The sequence below is a fragment of the Curtobacterium flaccumfaciens UCD-AKU genome, from assembly GCF_000349565.1.
Lineage (GTDB): Bacteria > Actinomycetota > Actinomycetes > Actinomycetales > Microbacteriaceae > Curtobacterium > Curtobacterium poinsettiae.
The window spans coordinates 79,850-105,034 of sequence record NZ_APJN01000018.1 but is presented as its reverse complement, the minus strand read 5'-3'; the positions used below and the strand labels follow the sequence as shown (position 1 = coordinate 105,034).

The following is a 25,185-nucleotide window of genomic DNA, read 5'->3' as shown; positions in this document are numbered from 1 at the left end:
CGGAACGACCGACGGCCCGCCGTGCCGGAGCACGACGGGCCGTCCGGAGCGGTCGATCAGGAGTTGGCGGCCACCGCGGCGGCAGCGGCCACGCCGACGTAGGTGACCAGCGTCGCGATCGTGGCGACGACGGCCAGGACGATCGCGAAGATGCCCCAGCCGCGACCACGCTTGGTCACGGCGGCGATGATGCCCTGCACGAGCGCCCAGAGCCCGAGGATCGCGGCGACGCCGGCGATCACCGCACCGACACCGATCTGCGAGATGACGGCGGGGTCGTTCATGAGCTGACGCTGCAGCTCCTGCTGGTCCGGGGTCGCACCGCTGCTCGGGACGAGGTTGTTGATCGCGTCGCTGTTGGCGAGCGCCGACCCCATCACGTACCCACCGATGACGCCGATCACGAGCGCGGCGAGTCCGAGGACGAACGCCACCACACCGAGGGTCTTCTTCTTGGGCTTCGGCTCGTCGTAGCTCTGCCAGGCCGGGGCACCGGAGTGCGACGGCGCGGCGGCGTACGGCTGCTGGTCGTGGCCCTGCTCGTGACGCTGCTGGTCGTTCCAGCTCGGCGTGCTCGACGGCTGGTCGTACTGCTGCTGTCCGTACTGCTGCTGCCCGTACTGACCCTGCTGCTCGCCGTTCGGCTGGCCGTACTGCTGCTGGCCCTGCCCGTACTGCTCGCCGTACTGCGGGGTCGAGGTCGGCGTCGGGTCCACCCGCTCGCCGTACCGCGGGGCGTCGGCGTCGGGCCGCTGCTGCGGGGCTTCGCCCCAGCTCGGCGCCTGGCCGTCGCCCGTCCGGTCCTGGTCGTTCCGGTCGTCGTTCGTCATCAGGGTTCCCATCGCTCGGTCGCGCACCTGCGCGGTCGTTCAGACCATCCTGACAGCCGGACCGGCCGAACGCCCGAACTCCGTCCCCGGCGAGGCCCCGCGCGGGCGTCAGCCCCCGAACACGCTCCGGTTCGGCTCGGGGGACGCGACCGCCGTCTGGTCGGTGACGATCGGCGCTCCGGCGATGAACGAGCGGAGCTCCGCACCGTGCACGACCTTCGCCGGCATCGGGTCCGACGAGTACCGCCTGGGCATGTCCGCCACCGGCAGGTCGGTCGGCGAGCCGAGCAGCACGATGTTGCCGAACCGTCGGCCCTTGAGCATCCCGGTGTCCGCGACCGCGGCGACCGAGGGCAGCACCGACTGCAGGGTCGACGCCTGTCCGCGGGCGAAGGCCAGCCCGGCGCCGTCGGCCACGTTCACCGCGACGATGCCCGTCGGCGACAGGAACGCGGCGACCTCGCGGTAGAACTCGACGCTCGTCACGTGGGCGGGGATCTGCGAACCGCCGAACACGTCCACCACCGCCAGGTCCACCGTGCCGCGCAGGCCGGCGGGCAGCTTGCCGAGGACCTCGCGGGCGTCGCCGTACCGCACCCGGATCGAGGCGCCGCGGGGGAACGGCAGGGCCTCGCGCACGTGCTCGACCAGGTCGCGCTCGAGCTCGATGACCTGCTGCCGCGAACCCGGACGCGTCACGGCGACGTAGCGGGGCAGGGTCAGTGCCCCGGCGCCCAGGTGCAGCGCCGTGACCGGGCCGTCGGGCAGCAGGTCGATCGCGTGCCCGATCCGCCGGATGTACTCGAACGCCAGGTGGGTCGGGTCCTCGAGGTCCACGTGCGACTGGGGGGTGCCGTCCACCACCAGGGTGAAGGACCCCGGCCGGTGCCGGTCCGGCTCCACCACCGAGTACCCCGCACCGATCCGGAACCCGTCGAACGCATCAGCCATGCGGTCAATGGAACACCACCGCGATCACCACCCGCGTCCCCACCCCTGGTTGGTGTGCCCGGGGGACACCCGGAACGAGGCTGATCACACCGGTCGGGAAGGCCCCGCCGGACCACTTCGAAAGGCACACCATGTCGGTCCAGCTCCTCGCGAACGTGCTCATCGGCCTCGCCCTCGTCGGCCTCCTGGCGTACCGGCAGGCGACCTGGCGCTCCCTCGACCCGGCGCGCATCTGGCGCGGACCGCTCGTCATGGCGATCGTCGGGGTGGTCGTCCTCGCGCAGACCACGACGACCGTCACCACCACCGACGTCGTGTTCCTCGGACTCGAGGCCCTGCTCACCGTCGCCGTCGGCCTGGCGATGGGGGCCATGACCCGGTTCCGCACCGTGACGACACCGGACGACAAGGGCCGGACCCTGCAGTCCCGCACCGGTTGGCTCGGCGCCGGCCTCTGGATCGTCCTCATCGCCGCCCGCATCGGCCTCGACGTCCTCGGTGGCCACCTCGGTGCGCACCTGCTCACCTCGACCGGCACGATCCTGCTCGTGCTCGCCCTGAACCGAGCCGCCCGCGCCCTGGTCGTCGACCAGCGCATCCCCCGCGGGACCGACCGCCCGGCGACCGCCGGCCGCGGCATGATGGTGCGGTGAGCCTGCCGACCGAACCGGAGCGGACCGACCCCGCCGGGGTCCGGTCCCGCTCCGGCGTCTCGTGGCTGCTCAACGGCGTGGGCATCGCCGTGGTCGCCTTCTGGTTCGTCCGGAACGGCGTCCTGCTCCACCACCCCGCGTGGGTCTGGGTCCTCGGGGCCGCTGCGCTCGCCGCCTGGGCCGTCCGTGAAGGGGCACGCACACCCCGGGTCCTCGTCGCCGCAGCCGGCGTGATGGTCGCCGCCGGATCGCTCACCGTGGTGCCGACCGACTCGCTGCTGGTCGTGCCGGTGATCGTCGGGCTCGTCGTCCTCGGTGCCGACCTCCGCCTGCCGGTCTGGACGGCCGCGGTCGCCGCGCTCGCCGCCGTCGTGGTGGTCGCCGTCACCGCGACGCTCGAGCAGACGTCCGTGCAGTTCGTCCTCGGCGTGAGTGGCGGGCTGCTGCTCGGCGTGCTCGTCGGGTTCAGCCGTCGGCAGGCGCGGCTCACGACGGCGCAGGCCCGCGAGACCGAGCGCCAGCAGCAGCGCGCACGGCTCCTCGCCGACCGGTCGCGGGCGTCCCGGGACATCCACGACGTCCTCGCCCACTCGCTCGGCGGCCTGGTGCTGCAGCTCGACGCGGTCGAGGCCCTGCTGGAGGCCGGCCGCGTCGACGAGGCCACCCGCCGTGCCGGTGACGCCCGCGCGCTCGCCGCCGACGGTCTGGCCGAGGCGCGGCGTGCGGTGCACGCGCTCCGCGACGAGCCGCACTCCGGACGACCAGTTCCCGACGAGCCCCGGACCCACCGACCGCAGCCCGACCAGCCGGAGCCGACCCGTGCCTCCAGTCCGTCCGCAGACCGCGGGGCGGGCCTGACGGCCCTCGTCGACGCGCACCGCTCGTTCGGCGGCGAGGCCGTGGTGCAGGGCGACGCGACCCTCGCGGTCCTCGACGACGCCCACCGTGCCGCCGTGGTCCAGGTCGTCCGGGAGGCCCTCAGCAACGCCCGCAGGCACGCCCCCGGCCGCCCCGTGTCCCTGTCCGTGATCCGGGACGGCGACGCCGTGGACGTCGTCGTGGCGAACCCGTTGCCCAGCGGCGGCCAGGGGCTGCTCGGGATGCGCGAGCGGTTCGCGGAACTCGGCAGCGAGGCCACGGTCGAGGCCGAGCGTTCCGACGACGAGTTCGTCGTCGCCATGCACCTGCCCGTCGACGGCACGCGCGAGGCGGACACTGCGGACGACGCGGACGCGGCGGTCGTCGCCGAGGACGACCGCTCGTGACCATCCGGGTGCTCGTGGTCGACGACCAGGCCATCGTCCGCGACGGCCTGGTGACGGTGCTGTCGCTCGTGCCCGACCTGCGGGTGGTCGGGCAGGCGGCCGACGGGGCCGAGGCGATCGCCGCCGTCGGCCGGGACACACCCGACGTCGTCCTGATGGACCTGCGGATGCCGGGCGTCGACGGGCCGACCGCCACCGCACGGATCGTCGCCGAGCACCCCGGGGTCGCGGTGCTGGTGCTGACGACGTACGCCGACGACGACTCCATCGTCACCGCGATGCGGGCCGGGGCGCGTGGCTACCTGACGAAGGACGCCGGGCGGGCGGAGATCGCGGCCGCGGTGCGTGCGGTGGCCGCGGGGCAGTCGACCTTCGACGCGACGGTGGGAGCGCGGCTCGTGGCACACCTCGTCGGTGGTGCCGGTGCCGGTTCCGGTGGCCCTGCTGCTGCGCCTGCGGAGCCCGATCCCGGCCCGGCGCTCGGTGCGCGGTTCCCGGACCTCACCCCGCGCGAAGTGGACGTCCTCGAGCGCATCGCCGACGGTCGGACGAACCCCGAGATCGCCGCCGAGCTGTTCCTGACGGTGCCCACCGTGAAGTCGTACGTGAACCAGGTCTTCGCGAAGCTCGGGGTCCGCACCCGCGCCGAGGCCGTCGCCCGCGTCCTGCGCTGACCGTCGGCAGCCCGACGTCGTCCCCGGGTGACGCACTCGGGACAGGTGGATGCGTGCACATCGACGGCCAGCGGACGCCAAGACTCGTCGCCTACCGTTGACGCCTGTCGTCACGACGCCCGAGCGTCGATGCGTGTGTGCCCCACACCCCACGCGTCCGCCCGGACACCGTGACCACGACGTGCCCCTGAGCGCCCCCACCGCTCGAGCGTGCGCGCCGTCGGCGTGCTGCTGCGCGCCACCCCTCCGGCCACCCGCGCGCGCTGGCCGTCGAACGCACCGCACCCGATGACGAGTGCACCACTGCTGATCCGCCGCAGGAGACCTCCGTCATGACCGCCGACACCATGAGCGTGCCCACCACACGCCGCACCACCCCGGACCCCCACCGGTCCGGGAGCCGACCCACCCGGGCGATCCGGGCCTCCAGGCCGTTCCACGCCGACCGCGAGGCGGCGCCGACCTGGATGCGCGTCGTCGGCACCGCGCTGTTCGTGGCCGGCGCCGGGCTGTCCGCCGCCGTGCTCGGCTGGCCGGGCGATGCACCCGAGGTCGCGCTCCTGGTGCCGGGACTGCTCGCCGTCGCCCTCGGACTGCTGCTCGTCCTCGCCCGTGCCGGGTTCACCGTCACCGAGCGGCACGTGACCCTGCACTTCCGTCCGCTCCCGCCGCGACGCATCGCGCGCCGGCGGATCACCGACGTCCGTCTGGTCGAGGCGGACGCGGCCACCTACGGCGGGGTCGGCCTGCGGATCCGTCGCGGCGTGCGGGCGCTCATCCTCACGCCGGGGCTCGGGATCGAGCTCACCGACGACCGGGGGCGGGTCACGTTCGTCCGCACGCGGCGTCCCGAGGACGCGTTCCGTGCGCTGGCCGGACTGCCGGGCGGGCCGGGAGGCGCGGATCGCGTCGATCGCGAGCGTCTGGGCTGAGCAGGGGGCGCGTCCGGGCCGCACATCGGATGCGTCTCGGCTGCCTGCGCAGGGGAATGGAAGCGGCGTCCGGCGGCTTATACACGCCACTGCCGAATCCGGTCAAGCCGGGACTGGACAGCACGCCGCGGAGCGAACTATGATGACAGTTCGCGCTCCCTGGCATCCGTGTCGTCATATTTCGGTCGACGCAGAGTTCTGAGACAGAAACTCATCTCGCCCTGGTGCAGCCGGACCCGTATATGGCGGCGGGTACCGCTCACGGAGATCATCCCACACGTGCACCGACGTTCCGCGTCAGGCACGCGTCGGCGTGGTCGCAGGGCTTGCACTCTCAGGGTTCGCCGAGCGATCAATCCACTCACCTACACACTGCTCGTCAGTGTCGGCCCGACGGGGCCTACCGGAGGTCACACCCTTGGCTGCTGCGCCCAACGCATCCACCAACCCCAAGAACGGTCGCAACCACTCGCGACTCTCGTTCGCCAAGATCACGGACACCCTCACGGTTCCTGATCTGCTCGCACTCCAGACGGAGAGCTTCGACTGGCTCGTCGGCAACGACGTCTGGAAGGCCCGCCTCGCCGAAGGGCAGGAGCAGGGTCGCACCGACCTCGCGCTGCACTCGGGGCTCGAGGAGATCTTCGAGGAGATCTCCCCGATCGAGGACCTCGGCGAGACCATGCAGCTCTCGTTCACGGCTCCCGAGCTCGAGGACCCGAAGTACTCGATCGACGACTGCAAGGAGCGCGGCAAGACCTACGCCGCTCCGCTGTACGTCAACGCCGAGTTCATGAACCACATGACGGGTGAGATCAAGACGCAGACGGTCTTCATGGGCGACTTCCCGCTCATGACCGAGCGCGGCACGTTCATCATCAACGGCACCGAGCGCGTCGTCGTGTCGCAGCTCGTCCGTTCGCCCGGCGTGTACTTCGAGCGCCAGCAGGAGAAGACCTCCGACAAGGACATCTACTCGGCGCGGATCATCCCGTCGCGTGGTGCCTGGCTCGAGTTCGAGATCGACAAGCGCGACCAGGTGGGCGTGCGCATCGACCGCAAGCGCAAGCAGTCCGTGACCGTCTTCCTCAAGGCCCTCGGCCTGACGAGCGAAGAGATCATGGACGAGTTCCAGGGCTTCGCGTCGATCGAGTCGACCCTCGAGAAGGACGCCGTCCTCACGAAGGAAGAGGCGCTCAAGGACATCTACCGCAAGCTCCGCCCGGGCGAGCAGGTCGCTGCCGAGGCCGCGCGTGCGCTCCTCGACAACTTCTACTTCAACTCGAAGCGCTACGACCTGGCGAAGGTCGGCCGGTACAAGGTCAACCGCAAGCTCGGCATGGACGCCCCGCTGTCCGACTCGGTGCTCACCGTCAAGGACATCGTCGCGACGATCAAGTACCTGGTGTCGCTGCACGCCGAGCGCACCACGATCGACGGCATCCGTGACGGCGAGCCGGTGCAGCTGCGCCTCGACGTGGACGACATCGACCACTTCGGCAACCGTCGCATCCGCGCCGTCGGCGAGCTCATCCAGAACCAGGTCCGCACGGGTCTGTCCCGCATGGAGCGCGTCGTCCGCGAGCGCATGACCACGCAGGACATCGAGGCGATCACGCCCCAGACGCTCATCAACGTGCGTCCGGTCGTCGCCGCGATCAAGGAGTTCTTCGGGACCTCCCAGCTGTCGCAGTTCATGGACCAGAACAACCCGCTCGCGGGTCTGACGCACAAGCGTCGCCTGTCGGCCCTCGGCCCGGGTGGTCTGTCCCGCGAGCGTGCCGGCGTCGAGGTCCGCGACGTCCACCCGTCGCACTACGGCCGCATGTGCCCGATCGAGACCCCGGAAGGCCCGAACATCGGCCTGATCGGTTCGCTCGCGTCGTTCGGTCGGATCAACTCGTTCGGTTTCATCGAGACCCCGTACCGTCGCGTCGTCGACGGCGAGGTCACGAAGACCATCGACTACCTCACCGCTTCGGAAGAGGACGACTTCGTCGTCGCGCAGGCCAACGCCCCGCTGACGAACGACTTCCACTTCGCCGACGACAAGGTGCTCGTCCGCAAGAAGGGCGGCGAGGTCGAACTCGTCGCCAAGGGCGAGGTCGACTACATGGACGTCTCCCCGCGCCAGATGGTGTCGGTCGCGACGTCGCTCATCCCGTTCCTCGAGCACGACGACGCGAACCGCGCCCTCATGGGTGCGAACATGCAGCGTCAGGCCGTCCCGCTGCTCCGCTCCGAGTCGCCGCTCGTCGGCACCGGCATGGAGGGCTACACGGCCATCGACGCCGGCGACGTCGTCACCGCCGACAAGGCCGGTGTCGTCTCCGAGGTCTCGGCCGACGCCGTCACCCTGCAGCTCGACGAGGGCGGCACGCAGACCTACTACCTGCGCAAGTTCGACCGCTCCAACCAGGGCACGAGCTACAACCACCGCGTCATCGTCTCCGCAGGCGAGCGCGTCGAGCAGGGCGAGGTCATCGCCGACGGTCCCGCGACGGAGAACGGCGAGCTCGCGCTCGGCAAGAACCTCCTCGTCGCGTTCATGCCGTGGGAGGGCTACAACTACGAGGACGCGATGATCCTGTCGCAGAACCTCATCAAGGACGACACGCTCTCCTCGATCCACATCGAGGAGTACGAGGTCGACGCCCGCGACACGAAGCTCGGCAAGGAGGAGATCACCCGTGACCTCCCCAACGTCAGCCCGGACCTGCTGGCCGACCTCGACGAGCGCGGCATCATCCGCATCGGTGCCGAGGTCCGCCCCGGCGACATCCTCGTCGGCAAGGTCACGCCGAAGGGCGAGACCGAGCTGAGCGCCGAGGAACGTCTGCTCCGTGCCATCTTCAACGAGAAGTCGCGCGAAGTCCGCGACACCTCGCTCAAGGTGCCCCACGGTGAAGAGGGCACGATCATCGGCGTCAAGGTGTTCGACTCGCAGGACGGTGACGACGAGCTCGGCTCGGGCGTCAACCAGCGCGTGGTCGTCTACATCGCCCAGAAGCGCAAGATCACCGCGGGTGACAAGCTCGCCGGTCGTCACGGCAACAAGGGCGTCATCTCGACCATCCTCCCGGTCGAGGACATGCCGTTCCTCGCCGACGGCACCCCCGTCGACATCGTCCTCAACCCGCTCGGCGTCCCCGGCCGCATGAACTTCGGTCAGGTGCTCGAGATCCACCTCGGGTGGCTCGCCAAGCAGGGCTGGAACGTCGAGGGCATCCAGGAGTGGGCCGAGAACCTGCCGGAGGCAGCGCACAGCGCCGAGCCCGGCACCAAGGTCGCCACCCCGGTGTTCGACGGTGCGTACGAGCGCGAGATCGAGGGCCTCCTCGACTCGACCCTCCCGAACCGCGACGGCGAGCGCCTGATCGGCTCGTCCGGCAAGGCGCAGCTCTTCGACGGCCGCTCCGGCGAGCCGTTCCCGGAGCCCGTCTCGGTCGGCTACATGTACATCCTCAAGCTGCACCACCTGGTCGACGACAAGATCCACGCGCGTTCGACCGGTCCGTACTCGATGATCACGCAGCAGCCACTGGGTGGTAAGGCGCAGTTCGGTGGACAGCGATTCGGTGAGATGGAGGTGTGGGCGCTCGAAGCGTACGGCGCCGCTTACGCCCTCCAGGAGCTCCTGACGATCAAGTCCGACGACATCCTCGGCCGCGTGAAGGTCTACGAGGCGATCGTCAAGGGCGAGAACATCCAGGAGCCCGGTATCCCCGAGTCCTTCAAGGTCCTCATGAAGGAGATGCAGTCGCTCTGCCTGAACGTCGAGGTCCTCTCGGCCGACGGCCAGGCGGTCAGCCTGCGCGACAACGATGACGAGGTCTTCCGCGCTGCGGAGGAGCTGGGCATCAACATCTCCTCGCGGTTCGAGTCGTCCTCCGTCGACGACATCTGATCCCGCCCGTACATCGAAGCCTGAATCAGCAAGAGAGAAGAACATTGCTCGAAGCAACTTCCTTTGACGCCATTCGGATCGGCCTCGCAACCGCCGAGGACATCCGTCAGTGGTCGTACGGCGAGGTCAAGAAGCCGGAGACCATCAACTACCGCACCCTGAAGCCCGAGAAGGACGGTCTGTTCGGCGAGCAGATCTTCGGTCCTTCCCGCGACTGGGAGTGCGCCTGTGGCAAGTACAAGCGTGTCCGGTTCAAGGGCATCGTCTGCGAGCGCTGCGGCGTCGAGGTCACCAAGTCCTCGGTCCGTCGTGAGCGCATGGGCCACATCGAGCTCGCTGCCCCCGTCACGCACATCTGGTACTTCAAGGGCGTCCCGTCGCGCCTCGGGTACCTCCTCGACATGGCGCCGAAGGACCTCGAGAAGGTCATCTACTTCGCGGCGTACATGATCATCGACATCGATGAAGAGGGCCGTCACGCGGACATGCCGGGTCTCGAGAACGAGATGCGTCTCGAGATCAAGACCCTCGAGGGCCAGCGCGACTCGATCATCGCCGACCGCCTCAAGAAGCTCGAGGACGACCTCGCAGCCCTTGAGGAAGAGGGTGCGAAGGCCGACGTCAAGCGCCGCACCAAGGACACCGCCGAGAAGGAGATGTCCCAGGTCCGCAAGTCGTTCGACGAGGACATCACCCGTCTCGAGCGTGTATGGGAGGACTTCCGCAACCTCAAGGTGGGCGACCTCAAGCCCGAGGACGCCGTCTTCCACGAGCTCCAGGACCGGTTCGGGATCTACTTCGACGCCTACATGGGCGCCGAGGCGATCAAGCTCCGGCTCGAGGCGTTCGACCTGGCCGCCGAGGCCGAGGCGCTGCGTCTGCAGATCGCCGAGGGCAAGGGCCAGAAGAAGATCCGTGCGATCAAGCGTCTGCGCGTCGTCAGCTCCTTCCTCGCCACCGGCAACTCGCCGGCGGCGATGGTGCTCGGCGTCGTGCCGGTCATCCCGCCGGAGCTGCGCCCGATGGTGCAGCTCGACGGTGGCCGGTTCGCCACGTCGGACCTCAACGACCTCTACCGTCGTGTGATCAACCGCAACAACCGTCTCCGCCGCCTGCTCGACCTCGGTGCTCCCGAGATCATCGTGAACAACGAGAAGCGCATGCTGCAGGAAGCCGTCGACGCGCTGTTCGACAACGGTCGTCGTGGACGTCCGGTCACGGGTACCGGCAACCGCGCCCTGAAGTCCCTGAGCGACATGCTCAAGGGCAAGCAGGGTCGTTTCCGCCAGAACCTGCTCGGCAAGCGTGTCGACTACTCGGGCCGTTCGGTCATCATCGTCGGCCCGCAGCTGAAGCTGCACCAGTGCGGTTTGCCCAAGCAGATGGCGCTCGAGCTCTTCAAGCCGTTCGTCATCAAGCGCCTGATCGACCTGTCGCACGCGCAGAACATCAAGTCGGCCAAGCGCATGGTCGAGCGTTCGCGTCCGCAGGTGTGGGACGTGCTCGAGGAGATCATCCGCGAGCGCCCCGTCCTGCTGAACCGTGCGCCGACGCTGCACCGTCTGGGCATCCAGGCGTTCGAGCCGCAGCTCGTCGAGGGCAAGGCCATCCAGCTCCACCCGCTCGTCTGTGCTGCGTTCAACGCGGACTTCGACGGTGACCAGATGGCCGTGCACCTGCCGCTGTCGGTCGAGGCCCAGGCCGAGGCACGCATCCTGATGCTCGCCTCGAACAACATCCTGAAGCCGTCCGACGGCCGCCCGGTGACCCTGCCCGCACAGGACATGATCATCGGTCTGCACCACCTCACGACCGTCCGCGAGGGCGCCGTGGGCGAGGGCCGTGCGTTCTCGTCGGTGGCCGAGGCGATCCTGGCGAACGACCAGCACACGCTGCACCTCAACGCGATGGTGAAGATCCGCATGACGGGTGTCCACTTCGCCGAGGGTGAAGCCCCCGAGGGCTACGAGCAGGGCGACACGCTGCTGCTCGAGACGACCCTGGGCCGTGCGCTCTTCAACGAGACCCTGCCCGCGAACTACCCGTTCGTCCAGAAGGTCACCGACAAGGGTGTGCTCTCCGCGATCGTCAACGACCTCGCCGAGCGCTACTCCAAGACCGAGACGGCCGCTGCGCTGGACCGGATCAAGGACGCCGGCTTCTACTGGGGCACCCGCTCCGGTGTGACCGTCGCCCTGTCGGACGTCGTGACGCCTCCTCGCAAGAAGGAGATCATCGCGGGCTACGAGATCCAGGCCGCCAAGGTGCAGGGCGAGTTCGACAAGGGTCTGATCACCGACTCCGAGCGTCGCGCCGACCTGATCAAGATCTGGACCGAGGCCACCAACGAGATCGCACAGGAGATGCGGGACAACTTCCCCGTCGACAACACGATCAACCGCATGGTGTCGTCCGGTGCTCGTGGTAACTGGCTGCAGGTCCGCAACATCGCCGGTATGCGTGGTCTGGTGAACAACCCGAAGGGCGAGATCATCGCCCGCCCGATCATCAACTCGTACCGCGAGGGCCTGACCGTGGCGGAGTACTTCATCGCCACGCACGGTGCTCGCAAGGGTCTGGCCGACACGGCGCTCCGTACGGCCGACTCCGGCTACCTGACCCGTCGTCTCGTCGACGTCTCCCAGGACGTCATCATCCGCGAGGACGACTGCGGTACGACGCGTGGCCTCGAGCTGCCGATCGCGACCGTGGACGCCGACGGCAAGCTCGTCCGCGACCCGCGCGTCGAGAACACCGTGTACTCCCGCACTCTGGCCACCGAGGCCGTGGACGCCAAGGGCACGGTCGTTGCAGAGGCCGGTGAGGACGTCGGTGACGTGCTCCTCGAGAAGCTGCTGGCAGCCGGTGTCGAGAGCATCAAGGTGCGCTCGGTCCTGACCTGCGAGTCGGCCGTCGGTGTCTGCGCGAAGTGCTACGGCCGTTCGCTCGCCACCGGCAACCTGGTCGACATCGGTGAGGCAGTCGGCATCATCGCCGCGCAGTCCATCGGTGAGCCCGGTACCCAGCTGACGATGCGTACCTTCCACACGGGTGGTTCGGCCTCGGCCGACGACATCACCCAGGGTCTGCCGCGTGTCACGGAGCTCTTCGAGGCCCGTACGCCCAAGGGCGCGTCCCCGATCGCCGAGGCCCCCGGCCGCGTCGTCGTCGAGGACACGGACAAGGGCCGTCGGATCATCCTGACGCCGGACAACGGCGACGAGCCGTTCATCTACCCGGTGCTCAAGCGTGCGACGCTCCTCATCGAGGACAACCAGCACGTCGAGCTCGGCGAGCAGTTCATCGCCGGCACCGTCGACCCGAAGGAAGTCCTCCGGGTCAAGGGTGTCCGAGAGGTCCAGAAGCACCTGGTCAACGGTGTGCAGGACGTCTACGGCTCGCAGGGTGTGCCGATCCACGACAAGCACATCGAGGTCATCGTCCGCCAGATGCTCCGCAAGGTCACCGTCGTCGACCACGGCGACACCGACCTGCTGCCGGGTGAGCTCGTCGACCGGTCGCGCTACAACGCGCTGAACCGTGCGGCGCTGCAGGAGGGTCGCAAGACCGCCTCGGCTCGCCAGGAGGTCATGGGCATCACGAAGGCGTCCCTCGCGACCGAGTCGTGGCTGTCCGCCGCTTCCTTCCAGGAGACCACCCGCGTGCTCACGCAGGCGGCCATGGAGGGCAAGCAGGACCACCTCGTCGGCCTCAAGGAGAACGTCATCATCGGTAAGCTCATCCCTGCCGGGACGGGCCTCAGCCGGTACCGTGACGTGGACGTGAACGCGACCGAAGAGGCGAAGGCGGAGCGGTACCCCAACCGCATCTTCGCTGACGACTCGTCGTTCTCGGACGCCGACCTGAGCTTCGTCGACTTCGACAGCTTCTCGTCGGACGACTTCACGCCGGGCACGTACAACTGAGCCTGATGTGATCCCACGAAGGCCCCGTCTCCGCAAGGAGGCGGGGCCTTCGTCGTGTCGTCACCACGTGACGGCCTGGAGGCACGGTGCCCGGCCGTCACGGGCCTCCCGTCCGCCGTGGGGTCGCGGCTAGAGCGCGCGGCCCGCGCCGTTGTCGCGGCCGGAGCCGCGACCGGTCTCGTCGACCAGCGAGAACAGGCTCAGCACGTTGCCGTCGGGGTCGCGGACGTCGAACCAGTCGACCGCGCCGTCGACGCACTCGACGGGGCCGATGTCGATGCCGAGCGCGCCGATCCGTGCGTGCTGCGCGGCGACGTCGTCGACGCCGAAGCGGACGCTGACCGGGTTCTCCTCGGCCTGTTCGTCGACGTAGAGCTGGATCCAGATGCCGCCGACCTCGTACTCGGCGACGCCGTCCTCGGGTTCGAGGTCCGGCTCGGTGCGCTCGAAGACCGCGCCGTACCAGAGGCAGGACGCCTCGATGTCGGTGACGGGCAGCCCCACGGTCACGCTCGTGATGTCCATGTCTCATCATGTGCCCGGGCGGGGGCGCGCGTCGAGAGGGATTCCGCTGCGTCGCGCTGTCCGGCCCGTGTCGACCTGGTGCCGTTCGTCGCGGTGTTCCTCCACAGGCGGCATCGCGCCGATGTCCTCCACCGCCTGCCGGTCTGAGGCCACGGAGCGGTCCGCGGTCCGTGAGGCTGGTCGTCATGTGCACCCGAACGACCGCAGCGAGACCGCACCGACGGCACCCCGACGGGGAGGTGACCGGCACCGTGTCCACCTCGGCGCTGCCCCTCGTCACCGCGTTGGTCGGTCTGCTCGGTCTCGCGATCGGGTCGTTCCTGAACGTCGTCGTGCACCGCATCCCCGCCGGGATGTCGGTCGTCGCACCGGCCAGCTCCTGCCCCGGCTGCGGCCACGAGATCCGGGGGCGCGACAATGTGCCGGTGGTGTCCTGGCTCCTCCTGCGTGCCCGGTGCCGTGACTGCGACGCGCCCATCTCGGCTCGGTACCCGCTCGTCGAGGCCGCCACGGGCCTCCTGTTCGTCGCGGTGACCCTGCTCTCGGTCCTCGCACCGTGGCCGACGTGGGCGGCACCGGACGGTCTTCCCGGAGCGATCCACGCTGCGATCCTGCTCGTCGCACTGCTGTACCTGATGGCGATCAGCATCTCGTTGACGCTCATCGACCTCGACACCCACACCCTGCCGAACCGGATCGTGCTGCCGGCGTACATCGTGTTGCCCGTGCTCCTGCTCGTGGCATCGGTGGTGTCCGGGGACTGGGGCGCCGCGGTCCGCGGGATCGGCGGTCTCGTCGTCCTCGGCGGTGTCTACCTCTTGCTCGCGCTGGCGGTCCTCGGCGGGATGGGACTCGGGGACGTGAAGCTCGCCGGCGTGCTCGGTCTCGTGCTGGCGTACCTCGGATGGGGACCCCTCGCGGTGGGTTCTTCCGCCGCGTTCCTGCTCGGCGGTACCTTCGCAGTCGTCCTCCTGGCCGTGCGCCGGGCGGGCCGCCGGAGCGGGATCCCGTTCGGCCCCTGGATGCTCGCGGGTGCCTGGCTCGGCATCGCCGTCGGTGCGCCCGCGTGGGATGGCTACCTGCGCCTCCTCGGACTCGCCTGACGCCTCGTCACGCGCTGCGCCACCAGACCGACCCGAAGACGGTCACGGGGAAGGACCGCCCATGTCGAAGAGCATCGTCGGCGTCGACATCGGCGCCGCCGCGATCCGTTCCGTCGAGGTGCAGGACGCGGACCGGGCGAGACCGACGATCCTGCGGTTCGCCGAGGTGCCGGTACCCGTCGGCGCGACGAAACAGGGCGAGGTGCTCGAACCGAACACCGTGGCGGTCGCACTCCGCCAGCTCTGGTCGATCGGGCGCTTCCGCTCGAAGGACGTGACGACGGACGCAGGCGGCACCGCGGCGGGCTGATCCGACCCGCACGGACCGGTGTCGGCCGCGCCACGCCGACATCACTTCCGCGACGCCCGTCGCGGAGATTACGATGCTCACGGCGCCGTGTCCGCGGCTGCTCATCCCCTCTCGAACGGTCGGCTCGAATCGGCCGTTCCTCGTCGTGCCCGGAGTCGCGCGTGTTGGTCGGAATCGTCGAATTCCTCGGTTGGTTCGGGGCAGTAACCGTCCTTGCTGGTTACATCTTGTTCTCCACGGGCAGGATCCCGAACGGTCCGCTCTACCAGTTGCTCAACCTGGTCGGCGGCCTCGCGGTGGCCGTCAACGTCGCCGCCCACCACGCCGTCCCCTCGACGATCGTCAACGGCATCTGGGCGATCGTCGCCGTCGTCGTCCTGGTGAAGATGGTCCGTGCGCGTCGCGCGGCGAAGCGCGACGGGTCCGCTGCGGCCGAGCCGCCGGTCCTGCGCGCGGAGCCGCCGGCCACGACCGGGGTCCTGCCGGTCATCGGGCCGGCGCTGCGCGACCACGAGCCGGAGGGGGCCGGCGAGACGGACGCGACCACGGGCCTCCAGCGGGTCGACCTGGCGGACGCGACGGTCGCGACGGACCCGACCCGCCCGACGACGTCGGATCTCGTGCCCGCGACGGTGCCGGAGGCGCCCGCCCCGATGACGGAGACCGTCCCGATCATCACGGCGACCATCGCGCTCGCCCTGGTCGCCGCAGCGCAGGAGCAGTCCGACCGTGCGCACGCCGACGACACGGACCACGCCGAACCCGCTCGCTGACCAGCCGGTCGGCGATACGATCGGCCCATGTCCCGGTGGCTGATCGCGACGATGACGTCGATCCTCTTCATCGCGCTCGTGATCGCCGTCACGGGCTTCGAAGCCCTGCTCGCCGACGTCGAGGTCATCTCGCAGCCCGACGCCACCCCGTACCTCGGGCCCGCGATGGTGGTCGGCGGCGCGGTGGTCGTCTTACTGGCGACCGCGGCGGGTGTCCGCGACGGCAACCCCGGGGTGACCGCCCTCGTCGCGGCGGCGACCGTCTACCTGGTCATGCTCGGCGTCGGAGCCGTGGGCTACGCACTCGTCCGCTCGGACGCGACCGAGCTCCTCGTCTTCCCCGCGGGATACGCCCTCGGCCCGTTCGTGGTCGGTTCCGTCGTGGTGGCGCTCCTGTCGGTGCTCGGCGGGATCGCGACGGCTCGCCACCAGGCGCGGACCGCGGGCGGCTCGGTCGCGACCGACGGGACGCACGCGACCAGCGGCGCGGACGGGTCGGGCGGACTCTCCGGGCACAACCGGACGAACGCGGGCGAGGGACCCGCCGAGCGGTAGTCTTCGGACAGCACGACGCACACCAAACGGGGGAACGATGAGCGACCAGCACGCGCAGGATCCGGACCAGCAGGGCGGCTGGGGCGCCGTCCCGCCGGTGGCCTCGATCCGTGGCACCGACGGCGCGTCCGCCGCAGCCGGCCAGACGGTCGGCCCTGGTCCTGCGGTCGGTCCCGGCGCCGGCTTCGCCGGAGCGCCCGGCGCCGGCTTCGCCGGAGCGCCCGGGCCGGTGCCGCAGCGTCCCCGCCGGAAGCTCCGCCGCGGGCAGCTCATCGGGATCATCTCGGGTGGCACCGCCGTCGTCCTGCTGCTCGTCGCCGGGGTCGTCGGGTACTCGGTCGGTTCCGCCTCGCACTCGGCCGACCGCCCCGTGCGGGCGTTCCTCGACGACCTGACGGCCGGACGCGTGGCCGACGCCCTCGACGACGCGGGCATCGAACGTGGGAAGTCCGACGTGCTGCTCGGTGACGCCGCCTACGCGAAGGCATCGGACAAGGTCACCGGGTACCGCGTCGCCGCGACGCGGACGGACGGCGACACCGCGACCGTCCGGGCGTACCTGCGCCAGGGTGGCCAGGACGTCGCCGCGACCTTCACGCTCGACAAGACCGGGACCGACTGGGGTGTGTTCCCGGTCTGGGAGCTCCAGGCCCCCGAGCTCGGCTCGGTCGACGTCGCCGTGCGCGGACCCTCCGGTGCGTCGGTCACGGTCGCAGGCCGGAACGTGCGGACCGCGAAGGACGGCACGGTGAGCCTCCGCGCGCTGCCCGGTACCTACGACGTCGCCTTCGACGGCGGCAAGTGGACCACGGCACGTGGTGGATCGGCGGACGTCAGCGGGTTCGGCCGGACGACGTCGACCCCGGTGCAGATGACGACCACCCTCACGACCGCGGGGCAGCAGGCCGCCAAGCGAGCGGTGGACGACTGGGTGGACGGCTGCATCGCCTCCACCGACGCCGCGCCGGCCGGCTGCAGCTTCTACGCGTACGGCCAGAACCCCGCGTACACCTACACGAACCAGAAGTGGACGCTCGAGACGCGGCCGACGGTCCGGGTCGGCAGCTGGACGACGAACGGCTGGTTGATCACGACGACCACGTTCGGGCGGGCGAAGTACACGGCGGACATCTCGGGTGCCGCCGGCACCGGAACGGCGTCCGCGGGGCCGCTCAACGTCAACGCGAGCGGGTACGTCACCGGCTTCTCGAGCGACGGTGCGACGTTCCGCTCGGCGGTGGGCAACGGCTCGTCCGACACCGGCTCATGACGGTGTCGGTTCCCGGGGTGACCCGGATTGATTTCGTCCCGTTCCGCGGGTAGTCTCTACCGGGTGTGCGCCCTCGGGCGCGCCCGAAAAGTCCGGCGAGCGGGATCGCCCAGCCGGACCACTCCGTCCCCCACTCGAACACCCGCCGTCCGGCGGTGATCAGCGTGGGACGAGGAAGCCGGCGGAACGCGCCGGCCAGAGAGCACGAGCGAAGAACCAGGAGAACAGTTGCCTACTATTCAGCAGCTGGTTCGCAAGGGTCGTACGCCGAAGGTCACCAAGACCAAGGCGCCCGCCCTGAAGGCGAACCCCCAGCAGCGTGGTGTGTGCACCCGCGTCTACACCACCACCCCCAAGAAGCCGAACTCGGCACTGCGCAAGGTCGCTCGTGTCAAGCTCTCGAACGGCACCGAGGTCACGGCCTACATCCCCGGTGAGGGCCACAACCTCCAGGAGCACTCGATGGTGCTCGTCCGCGGCGGTCGTGTGAAGGACCTCCCGGGTGTGCGGTACAAGATCATCCGTGGCGCCCTGGACACCCAGGCAGTCAAGAACCGTAAGCAGGCTCGCAGCCGCTACGGTGCGAAGAAGGGTTGAGTTAGATGCCTCGTAAGGGTCCCGCTCCCAAGCGTCCCGTCGTCGCCGACCCGGTCTACGGTGCGCCGATCGTCAGCCAGCTCGTCAACAAGATCCTGCTCGACGGCAAGAAGGGCCTCGCTGAGCGCATCGTCTACGGTGCACTCGAGGGCGTTTCCGCCAAGAACCAGCAGGACGCCGTCGTGACGCTGAAGAAGGCGCTCGACAACGTCCGTCCGACCCTCGAGGTCCGCAGCCGCCGTGTCGGTGGCTCGACCTACCAGGTCCCGGTCGAGGTCAAGCCGCACCGCGCGAACACCCTCGCGCTCCGTTGGCTCACCTCGTACGCCAAGGCCCGTCGCGAGAAGACGATGACCGAGCGTCTCATGAACGAGATCCTCGACGCGTCCAACGGCCTCGGTGCCGCGGTCAAGCGCCGCGAGGACACGCACAAGATGGCCGAGTCGAACAAGGCCTTCGCCCACTACCGCTGGTAGTCCCGGCACCGTCCGGGCGCCGGTGGTCAAGAACCCCGGCGCCCGGACGGCCGCCAACCTCTCCTACAACTCTTCCGGAGGAACCCTGTGGCACAGGACGTGCTCACCGACCTGAACAAGGTCCGCAACATCGGCATCATGGCGCACATCGATGCCGGCAAGACCACGACGACCGAGCGCATCCTGTTCTACACGGGCATCACGCACAAGATCGGTGAGGTCCACGACGGCGCTGCCACGATGGACTGGATGGCGCAGGAGCAGGAGCGCGGCATCACGATCACGTCGGCCGCGACGACCTGCTTCTGGGACAACAACCAGATCAACATCATCGACACCCCCGGTCACGTGGACTTCACGGTCGAGGTGGAGCGTTCGCTCCGCGTCCTCGACGGTGCCGTCGCCGTGTTCGACGGGAAAGAGGGCGTCGAGCCCCAGTCCGAGACCGTCTGGCGTCAGGCCGACAAGTACGAAGTCCCGCGCATCTGCTTCGTCAACAAGATGGACAAGCTGGGCGCCGACTTCTACTACACCGTCGACACCATCGTGAACCGCCTCGGCGCGGAGCCCCTCGTGCTCCAGCTGCCGATCGGTTCCGAGAGCTCGTTCGAAGGCGTCGTCGACCTCGTCCAGATGCGCGCACTCACCTGGCGCGGCGACGCCAAGGGTGACGTCGCGATGGGCGCGAAGTACGAGATCGAAGAGATCCCGGCCGACCTGCAGGACCGTGCCGCCGAGTACCGCGAGAAGCTCATCGAGCGCGTGGCCGAGGCGGACGACGTCCTCATGGAGCGCTACCTCGAGGGCGACACCGACTTCTCGGTCGCCGAGATCAAGGCAGCGATCCGTGCCCTCACGGTGAGCAGCACGCTCTACCCGGTCCTCTGCGGTTCCGCGTTCAAGAACCGTGGTGTCCAGCCGATGCTCGACGCCGTCATCGACTACCTCCCGTCCCCGCTCGACGTGCCGCCGATGATCGGCCACGACGTCAAGGACGAGGAGAAGGAGATCATCCGCAAGCCCGACGCGACCGAGCCGTTCTCGGCGCTCGCGTTCAAGGTCGCGGTGCACCCCTTCTTCGGTCGTCTGACCTACGTGCGCGTCTACTCCGGCTCGATCGAGTCCGGTGCCCAGGTCATCAACTCGACCAAGGGCAAGAAGGAGCGCATCGGCAAGATCTTCCAGATGCACTCCAACAAGGAGAACCCGGTCGCCAACGTGACCGCTGGCCACATCTACGCGGTCATCGGCCTCAAGGACACCACCACCGGTGACACCCTGTGCGACCCGACCAACCAGGTCGTCCTCGAGTCGATGACGTTCCCGGAGCCGGTCATCGAGGTCGCCATCGAGCCGAACACGAAGGCTGACCAGGAGAAGCTCTCCACGGCCATCCAGAAGCTCGCCGAAGAGGACCCGACGTTCCGCGTCGAGCTCAACGCCGAGACCGGTCAGACGACGATCAAGGGCATGGGCGAGCTCCACCTCGACATCCTCGTCGACCGCATGAAGCGCGAGTTCCACGTCGAGGCGAGCGTCGGCAAGCCCCAGGTGGCCTACCGCGAGACGCTCACCAAGATCGTCGAGCGCTACGACTACACCCACAAGAAGCAGACCGGTGGCTCCGGTCAGTTCGCGAAGGTGCAGATCGCGCTCGAGCCGATGGAGGTCACGAGCGAGAAGGTCTACGAGTTCGTCAACGCGACCTCCGGTGGCCGTGTCCCGCGTGAGTACATCCCGTCGGTCGACGCCGGTATCCAGGACGCCATGCAGGTCGGCATCCTCGCGGGCTACCCGACCGTCGGCGTGAAGGCCATCCTCAAGGACGGCGCGGCGCACGACGTCGACTCGTCCGAGATGGCGTTCAAGATCGCCGGCTCGATCGCCTACAAGGAAGCGGCTCGCAAGGCCGGTCCGGCGATCCTCGAGCCGATCATGGCCGTCGAGGTCCGTACTCCGGAGGAGTACATGGGCGACGTCATCGGTGACCTGAACTCCCGTCGTGGCCAGATCGCCTCGATGGAGGACGCCTCGGGCGTCAAGGTGGTCCGCGCGAGCGTGCCGCTGTCCGAGATGTTCGGCTACGTCGGCGACCTGCGGTCGAAGACCTCTGGTCGTGCGGTCTACTCGATGACCTTCGAGACCTACAGCCAGGTCCCGGCCAAGGTCGCCGAGGAGATCATCGCGAAGAACGCGGGGGAGTAGCGCTCAGCGCTTCTCCACAGGCGGGGGCGCCCGGCGACGGGCCCCTCGCCACCAAGTAAAGTACAGACACACACCGCGCACCCACGGTTCCGAGCCCATCCAGGGCCGGCCGGGGGTGACGCTTCCGAGTCCTGAGGAGGACCCACAGTGGCCAAGGCCAAGTTCGAGCGCACCAAGCCGCACGTCAACATCGGAACCATCGGTCACGTCGACCACGGCAAGACCACGCTCACGGCGGCGATCACCAAGGTTCTGCACGACCAGTACCCGGACCTCAACGAGGCCCGCGACTTCGCGCAGATCGACAACGCTCCCGAGGAGCGCCAGCGCGGCATCACGATCAACATCTCGCACGTCGAGTACCAGACCGAGAAGCGTCACTACGCGCACGTCGACGCCCCCGGTCACGCCGACTACGTGAAGAACATGATCACGGGTGCGGCACAGATGGACGGCGCGATCCTCGTGGTCGCCGCCACCGACGGCCCGATGCCCCAGACGCGTGAGCACGTCCTGCTCGCCCGCCAGGTCGGCGTTCCCTACATCGTCGTCGCACTGAACAAGTCCGACATGGTGGACGACGAGGAGATCCTGGAGCTCGTCGAGCTCGAGGTCCGCGAGCTCCTCGGCTCGCAGCAGTTCGACGAGGACGCCCCCGTCGTGCAGGTCTCGGCGCTCAAGGCGCTCGAGGGCGACGAGAAGTGGGTCAAGTCGGTCCAGGACCTCATGGCCCAGGTCGACGAGCACGTGCCGGACCCGGTGCGCGCCACCGACCAGCCGTTCCTGATGCCGATCGAGGACGTCTTCACGATCACCGGTCGTGGCACCGTCGTCACCGGTCGCGTCGAGCGTGGCACGCTCAACCTGAACGCCGAGGTCGAGATCGTCGGCATCCGCGCGACGCAGAAGACCACGGTCACGGGCATCGAGATGTTCCGCAAGCTGCTCGACTCCGCGGTCGCCGGTGACAACACCGGTCTGCTCATCCGTGGCCTCAAGCGCGAGGACGTGGAGCGCGGCCAGGTCGTCGTGAAGCCGGGTTCGGTCACGCCGCACACCGAGTTCCAGGCGAACGCGTACATCCTGACCAAGGACGAGGGTGGGCGTCACAACCCGTTCTACGCGAACTACCGCCCGCAGTTCTACTTCCGCACCACGGACGTCACCGGCGTCATCACGCTGCCCGAGGGCACCGAGATGGTCATGCCCGGTGACACCGTCGCCATGACGGTCGAGCTGATCCAGCCGATCGCCATGGAAGAGGGCCTCCGCTTCGCCATCCGTGAGGGTGGTCGTACGGTCGGCGCCGGTACGGTCGAGAAGATCATCAAGTAACTCCGGTTCCTTGCGACAGCGGGGTCGGGCCTTCGGGTCCGGCCCCGCTTCGTCGTACCCGGCCACTGGCGCGCCGTACAGGGCGCCGGACAGGAGGAACGGGGCGTGGTCGGCCACGGGCCTCCTGTCCGCCCCGTGACCCGTCACAGGCTTCACGGAGTTGGCTCGGGCACGTGACCCGCCTCCGCAGATCCGCGACCTCCGGTCGCGGCTACCACCGCGTCCGTTCCGGACGCGGTTTCTCGTTCCGCGACCCCGACGGCAAGACCGTGACCGATCCGGACGAGCGCCGTCGGCTCGAGGAGTTCGTGATCCCGCCGGCGTGGGACGACGTCTGGATCTCGCCGTACCCGAACGGCCACATCCTGGCCACGGGCACGGACGGTGCTGGCCGTCGCCAGTACATGTACCACCCGTCGTGGCGTGAACGGATGGACCGGATCAAGTACGACCGCGCGCTCGCGCTGGCGGAGTCGTTGCCGGTCGCCCGTCGCGGTGTCACACAAGACCTCCGCCGGCCGGAACCGGACCGCCGGCGCGCGCTGGCCGCAGCCTTCCGGATGCTCGACCAGGGGTCGCTCCGGGTCGGGTCCGAGCGGTACGCCACCGAGCACGGCAGCCGCGGGCTGTCCACGCTGCTCTGCGCGCACGCCCACGTGTCCGGCGACGACATCGAACTCGACTTCCCCGGCAAGAGCGGGCAGGAGTGGTCGTCGTCGATCCACGACCACGACCTGGCGCGGGTCATCGCCGGCATGAAGCGACGCGGACCCAATGCGCGTCTGCTGTCGTTCCGCGAGCGCCGTGGGGCGGAGTGGGAGCCGCTCTCCGCCGAGGACATCAACGCCTACGTGAAGGAACGTGCCGGCGACGAGTTCACCGCGAAGGACTTCCGGACCCTGCACGGGACGGTCGCGGCCGCGGTCGACCTGGCGAAGACCGGGCCGCAGTCATCCCAGGCCAAGCGGAAGAAGGCCGTGTCACACGCGGTGAAGGCCGCGAGCGACGAGCTCGGCAACACCCCGACGGTGTGCCGACAGAGCTACATCGACCCCCGTCTGCTCGATGCGTACGACCACGGGGAGACCATCGATCCGGACCGCCTGGCGTCCGCCGAGGCCGAGGTCCGGGCACTGCTCTACCGACAATGACCCGGGGGCCGTCCGGATGACGTAGCGTTGGTCGACGTGCCGGACCACCCCACACGGCACGGAAGGACCCACAACAGTCGTGACCGACGAGTGCATCCACGGTTTCCCCACCGAGCTCTGCGACATCTGCGCACCCCGGCAGCGCGAGGCGTCGGAGATCCCAGCCACCCCGGCACCACGCCGGACCCGCATCACCACCAACCTGCGCGTCGACCCGCCGGCCTCCGGGCCGAACACGTCGCTCCGGTCGCCGACGTCGCTCCGTTCGTCGTCCGCCGACCTGCCCGAGGCACGTGAGTTCGCAGCGCTCCGTGCCCACCACGTCACCCACATCGACAACCTCGACGGCATCGTCGGCGCCGGCGCGATCCTGGCGGCTGACCAGGCCGAGCCCGTCGTGGACGTCAGCTCCGCCGGCACCCGTGCCGCACGTGCCGAGGCCGAGGCACCGGACGGCTCCTCGATCGCCGGGCACGTGCCGTTCACGCTGTCGCCCGACGCGACGCGGTGGGACGAGCTCCGCACGGGCGCCGAGGGTGAGCGCTGGTCCGATGCCGCCCGTCGCACCCGCGCGATCGACTACGTGGTGCTCGTCGTGCCGGTCTCGGCGTTCGGCGCCTCGGTGATCGTCGCGGACCAGGACGCCGACGCCGACGACGTCCGGTTCGCCGTCGGCCCCGACGCCGGCACGAACCTGATCCGTCGCACCGACTTCACGGACCCGGAGATGCACGGCCTCGAGCTGCTCGCCGGTCCGAGCGTGCCGTTCACCTCGGTGGCCGTGATCGGTGTGCCGAACGACAAGGCCCGGCAGACCGTCCGCGCCGTGCTCGCCGACCACGGCGGACACGCTCCCCGCGTGGCCGTCTTCCCGCCGTGGTTCGTGCCCCCGGTGACCGCCGAGTGACGGTCTCCTGACCCGTCTCGACGCACCCTCCGGACCACGTCCGGAGGGTGCGTTGCGTTGCGGGGCCGAGCCGGGCCTCCAGACCGTCCGATCCCCGTGGATCCGGGCAAGCGAGCCGGCGGGACACGCCCGGCAATTCGCGACACGCCCGGGTTGCACGTGGGCCGGGGCTATGCGAGACTTGTCCGGTTCCGAATTCCCCGTGGGTGTACGCCCACAGGATCACTGCTCTGGCAGTGCACAACCCCCTTGTTCAGCAGGGCTGGGTTGGGCCGCAGGCAGCAGAACACGACTCCCCGAGATGTGACGGACGCGGTGCACCACTGCTGCGCCCGGAGCACGAGGCAGTCGATTGCCCACGCTGGACGGCCACGGTCGCCCGCGAGGTTGACAGGTGAACAGCGGTCATCCCCAGTGGATGCGGCCGGTTGGTTCAGGAAAACAGCACGGTCCGCAGGAATGCGGAACCGAGCGGCGTCAGGCGGCCAGAGGGTGCGCGGCGCAGAGAGGACAAGAGACACATGGCGGGACAGAAGATCCGCATCCGGCTCAAGTCGTATGACCACGAGGTCATCGACACGTCGGCCCGGAAGATCGTCGACACGGTGACCCGTGCCGGTGCAACCGTGGTCGGCCCGGTGCCGCTCCCCACCGAGAAGAACGTGATCGCAGTGATCCGTTCCCCTCACAAGTACAAGGACTCGCGCGAGCACTTCGAGAAGCGCACGCACAAGCGGGTCATCGACATCGTCGACCCGACGCCGAAGGCCGTGGACTCGCTCATGCGACTCGACCTGCCGGCCGACGTCAACATCGAGATCAAGCTGTAAGGGGGCTGAC

General features: G+C 69.3%; 21 protein-coding genes. 18 read left to right on the top strand and 3 right to left on the bottom strand.

The window, feature by feature from the left end:
- Positions 1 to 56 precede the first annotated feature (56 nt).
- Together H489_RS36515 and H489_RS20765 are read right to left on the bottom strand one after the other, a co-directional pair.
- Positions 57 to 830, bottom strand: a complete 774-nt coding sequence (locus H489_RS36515; RefSeq protein ID WP_139179594.1) for a DUF308 domain-containing protein — start codon at positions 828 to 830, stop codon at positions 57 to 59.
- Positions 831 to 938: 108 nt separating this feature from the next.
- Positions 939 to 1,781, bottom strand: a complete 843-nt coding sequence (locus H489_RS20765) for a spermidine synthase (protein ID WP_017885553.1) — start codon at positions 1,779 to 1,781, stop codon at positions 939 to 941.
- Between the two features lie 131 nt (positions 1,782 to 1,912).
- Here H489_RS20765 and H489_RS20760 point away from each other — a divergent pair, with 131 nt between their 5' ends.
- From H489_RS20760 to rpoC, 6 genes are all read left to right on the top strand, one after another.
- Positions 1,913 to 2,434 carry a hypothetical protein gene (locus H489_RS20760; protein WP_017885552.1) on the top strand — a complete coding sequence of 174 codons (522 nt, stop codon included), beginning with the start codon at positions 1,913 to 1,915 and terminating at the stop codon, positions 2,432 to 2,434.
- Positions 2,431 to 3,699: a sensor histidine kinase gene (locus tag H489_RS0118065; RefSeq protein ID WP_017885551.1), complete on the top strand. Its 1,269-nt coding sequence runs from the start codon at positions 2,431 to 2,433 to the stop codon at positions 3,697 to 3,699. Before H489_RS20760 ends, H489_RS0118065 begins: the two co-directional genes overlap by 4 nt.
- Positions 3,696 to 4,373, top strand: a complete 678-nt coding sequence (locus H489_RS20755; RefSeq protein ID WP_017885550.1) for a response regulator transcription factor — start codon at positions 3,696 to 3,698, stop codon at positions 4,371 to 4,373. The genes H489_RS0118065 and H489_RS20755 overlap by 4 nt, the downstream gene beginning before the upstream one ends.
- Before the next feature lie 332 nt (positions 4,374 to 4,705).
- Positions 4,706 to 5,305, top strand: a complete 600-nt coding sequence (locus H489_RS20750) for a hypothetical protein (RefSeq protein WP_017885549.1) — start codon at positions 4,706 to 4,708, stop codon at positions 5,303 to 5,305.
- A gap of 418 nt (positions 5,306 to 5,723) precedes the next feature.
- Positions 5,724 to 9,212 (top strand): DNA-directed RNA polymerase subunit beta, encoded by a 3,489-nt coding sequence (gene rpoB / locus H489_RS20745; protein WP_017885548.1) that lies wholly within the window; start codon positions 5,724 to 5,726, stop codon positions 9,210 to 9,212.
- Positions 9,213 to 9,256: 44 nt separating this feature from the next.
- Positions 9,257 to 13,138 (top strand): DNA-directed RNA polymerase subunit beta', encoded by a 3,882-nt coding sequence (rpoC, locus tag H489_RS20740; protein WP_017885547.1) that lies wholly within the window; start codon positions 9,257 to 9,259, stop codon positions 13,136 to 13,138.
- Between the two features lie 129 nt (positions 13,139 to 13,267).
- Here rpoC and H489_RS20735 read toward each other — a convergent pair whose 3' ends face one another.
- Positions 13,268 to 13,663, bottom strand: coding sequence for a VOC family protein (locus H489_RS20735; RefSeq protein ID WP_017885546.1), 396 nt, complete (start codon positions 13,661 to 13,663; stop codon positions 13,268 to 13,270).
- Positions 13,664 to 13,848: 185 nt separating this feature from the next.
- Here H489_RS20735 and H489_RS20730 point away from each other — a divergent pair, with 185 nt between their 5' ends.
- From H489_RS20730 to rpsJ, 12 genes are all read left to right on the top strand, one after another.
- A complete protein-coding gene (locus H489_RS20730; RefSeq protein ID WP_081612156.1) occupies positions 13,849 to 14,766 on the top strand; it encodes a prepilin peptidase in 918 nt (305 codons plus the stop codon).
- Between the two features lie 61 nt (positions 14,767 to 14,827).
- Positions 14,828 to 15,076: a hypothetical protein gene (locus tag H489_RS20725; protein WP_017885544.1), complete on the top strand. Its 249-nt coding sequence runs from the start codon at positions 14,828 to 14,830 to the stop codon at positions 15,074 to 15,076.
- 161 nt (positions 15,077 to 15,237) lie between these two features.
- Positions 15,238 to 15,849, top strand: a complete 612-nt coding sequence (locus tag H489_RS36510; RefSeq protein WP_214533295.1) for a CBU_0592 family membrane protein — start codon at positions 15,238 to 15,240, stop codon at positions 15,847 to 15,849.
- 27 nt (positions 15,850 to 15,876) lie between these two features.
- The gene (locus tag H489_RS20720; protein WP_017885542.1) at positions 15,877 to 16,404 is read left to right on the top strand and encodes a DUF6121 family protein; all 528 of its coding nucleotides are present in this window, start codon (positions 15,877 to 15,879) and stop codon (positions 16,402 to 16,404) included.
- A 37-nt stretch (positions 16,405 to 16,441) separates the two neighbouring features.
- Positions 16,442 to 17,674, top strand: a complete 1,233-nt coding sequence (locus H489_RS20715; protein ID WP_017885541.1) for a hypothetical protein — start codon at positions 16,442 to 16,444, stop codon at positions 17,672 to 17,674.
- A gap of 228 nt (positions 17,675 to 17,902) precedes the next feature.
- A complete protein-coding gene (gene rpsL, locus H489_RS20710) occupies positions 17,903 to 18,271 on the top strand; it encodes a 30S ribosomal protein S12 (protein ID WP_017885540.1) in 369 nt (122 codons plus the stop codon).
- 5 nt (positions 18,272 to 18,276) lie between these two features.
- On the top strand, positions 18,277 to 18,747 hold the full coding sequence (rpsG, locus tag H489_RS20705) for a 30S ribosomal protein S7 (RefSeq protein ID WP_017885539.1): 471 nt from the start codon (positions 18,277 to 18,279) through the stop codon (positions 18,745 to 18,747).
- Positions 18,748 to 18,834: 87 nt separating this feature from the next.
- Positions 18,835 to 20,952, top strand: coding sequence for an elongation factor G (gene fusA / locus H489_RS20700; RefSeq protein WP_017885538.1), 2,118 nt, complete (start codon positions 18,835 to 18,837; stop codon positions 20,950 to 20,952).
- 147 nt (positions 20,953 to 21,099) lie between these two features.
- Positions 21,100 to 22,287, top strand: coding sequence for an elongation factor Tu (tuf, locus tag H489_RS20695; protein ID WP_017885537.1), 1,188 nt, complete (start codon positions 21,100 to 21,102; stop codon positions 22,285 to 22,287).
- Between the two features lie 173 nt (positions 22,288 to 22,460).
- Positions 22,461 to 23,438 carry a DNA topoisomerase IB gene (locus H489_RS20690; RefSeq protein ID WP_017885536.1) on the top strand — a complete coding sequence of 326 codons (978 nt, stop codon included), beginning with the start codon at positions 22,461 to 22,463 and terminating at the stop codon, positions 23,436 to 23,438.
- Between the two features lie 79 nt (positions 23,439 to 23,517).
- Positions 23,518 to 24,345 carry a DarT ssDNA thymidine ADP-ribosyltransferase family protein gene (locus H489_RS0118055; RefSeq protein WP_017885535.1) on the top strand — a complete coding sequence of 276 codons (828 nt, stop codon included), beginning with the start codon at positions 23,518 to 23,520 and terminating at the stop codon, positions 24,343 to 24,345.
- 521 nt (positions 24,346 to 24,866) lie between these two features.
- Entirely contained in the window at positions 24,867 to 25,175 is a 309-nt protein-coding gene (gene rpsJ / locus H489_RS20685; protein WP_017885534.1) for a 30S ribosomal protein S10, read from the top strand.
- Positions 25,176 to 25,185: the final 10 nt, after the last annotated feature.